This is a genomic window from Candidatus Jidaibacter acanthamoeba, assembly GCF_000815465.1.
Taxonomy (GTDB): Bacteria; Pseudomonadota; Alphaproteobacteria; order Rickettsiales; family Midichloriaceae; genus Jidaibacter; species Jidaibacter acanthamoebae.
The window spans coordinates 1-2,200 of sequence record NZ_JSWE01000189.1; the positions used below are offsets into that span (position 1 = coordinate 1).

General features: G+C 29.3%; 2 protein-coding genes. Both read left to right on the plus strand.

Annotation, left to right across the window (positions count from 1 at the left end; genetic code table 11):
• Positions 1 to 1,908: tetratricopeptide repeat protein (locus NF27_RS09140; protein WP_039458653.1), on the plus strand; the 1,908-nt coding region annotated here is incomplete at its 5' end.
• 50 nt (positions 1,909 to 1,958) lie between these two features.
• The coding region (locus tag NF27_RS09145; RefSeq protein WP_039458655.1) for a hypothetical protein at positions 1,959 to 2,200 on the plus strand (242 nt) is incomplete at its 3' end.

The following is a 2,200-nucleotide window of genomic DNA, read 5'->3' on the forward strand; positions in this document are numbered from 1 at the left end:
ATATACCATCTAAACCTAGCAATATTAATTAATAAGAAGAAAGGTAATAATATAAATGAGTTAGTGATTAAATTATATAATAGTTTAGCTACTGCATATATAAAGCTAGGAGAATTCCAAAAAGCTAAAGAAGCTTTAGATGAAGCATTAATGGTTTCAAATATAGTTTATAGAGGAGAAGATAGCCCCTCAAAAGCGTTAGTAATAAATGGCTTTGGTTTATATTACTCAAGTATAAATGATGACCAAGATGATAAGATTAAAGCAAATGAATATTATAAAAGAGCTTATGAAATTAATAAAAAACTTAATAATTACCAAGGTATAATAGAAGTAACAAATAATCTAATTATTAATTACATAAAACTCGCTAAAATTAGTCAAAATGATAGAGAAGTTGCCATTAATTATTATAAAGAAGGATTAGTATATTGTTTTAACCTTAATAAATTGCTTTCAGAGCAAGGCCAAAATAATAACCTTATAAATATTAAATTTTCAAATCTTGTAAGGATGGCTCAATGTTTAATAGAACTTAAAAATTATAAGCTATGTAAACAATACTTAGATGAAGCAGACCAATTAAAGAAATATATAAAGGATGCTACTGAGCTTTACGGATTTTATAATACCCAAGGAGCATTATATTTTGCCCTTGGAGATAGAGAAACAGATTATAATAAGGCAATAGCTTTACACTACCATGTTGCATTAAAAAGTTTTAAAACTGCTAGAATGCTTTTTGTTTTGTTACCATCTTTAAAAACTAAAGAGACTCCAACTCTTATAACGAATATAGCAGAATGCTATATTCGAGTTTGTTTTTATAATGAGGCATTAAAATGTTTTGAAGAAAATCAACGTATGAATATAAGCGATATAAGTATTAGGGTTAAGGAAACTAAACAAAATATAGTACTTGTAAAAAGCAAAACTGGATATATTACACAAAAATACATACAGCCTGATGGAGCGGTAATAGAAAGAGAAATATTACTTAAAAATGGCAAACCAGAAATTTTTTATTCTAAAGACATTGCAATTAAGAAAATATTACAAGGATTAAACCAACATGACTTAGGTGCAATAAGCACCTTAGTAGATCTAGCTATGACAAATCAAGAAAAGCAAAAGAAAAAAGTTTGTGATAAACTACTCGAAATAATTTCTGAACACCTGCATGATTGGTTAAAAATAAATTTAGATATAAAACGATTAGCACCTAAGATTTTATTTAAAAGATTAAATGTTTTTATAAAAGAAGGTGTGTTGTTAACACAAGAATTTGAACTAATAGGCAAAATATTGCTGATAAGAGAAAAAAATGGAGATGTAAGTAGTGCAATGCAGTTATTTCTGAAAGTCCTAGAACAAGATAATAAGCAGTCTTATTTAAGTGGTAAGGCATTATATGGATTAGCCTGTATATATGAGAAACAAGGTAAGAGAGAAGAAGCTAAAGCAGTTTTAGAAGAATGTATAAAAGTTCGCAATAAAGTAGATCCTAAGCTTGTATATGAAGCAGAAGAGTTACTGGATAAAGTAGAACAACATCACCATAAACAAGAAGGTAGGGTTGAACATAGAAAAGGTAAAGAGAAAGATGATGAGGTTAAACCGAGGACAAATTTTAAAGAAACTAGGTTAGAGAGAGTTAGATTAGCATTACAAAAAGAGATACAAACTAAAAGCCTAGAACCAGGCAGAGAAGAAGTTGAGTTAAGAGTAATTGGTACTGCAGAAGAAATAGAAGTATGCTGTAAAGAGTTAGGTATTAGCAAGGAATCATTTAAGATAGAAGAGCAGGAGAAAGGAGGAGATAGTAACCAAAGAAGTAAAATTTATCTCAACATCAAAGCCTTAGAGCAGATAAGAGAACAATTTATTGGTAAAGAAGTAGGTAAATAAGCCGCAACAAAATTAGGCATTACAAACTTATCAAAGCAAGGAGTAAAGAAATGCGCCACAGTTCAGAAAATACTTCTCAATCTCAACAACAGATTATAAATGATAAAATATTAGCTTTACAGTTACAGGTGGAAGAGCAAGAAAATAGACGATTAGAAGAATTAGATGAAAGAGGCAAGAGTCAAGAAGAGATGGATACCACACCTAATGAAAAAGAGGTGGATAGAGAAAGAATACTGATATTAGAAGCTAGAAGAGAAGAAATACTCAAAATAATGAATGGGAAAGATTA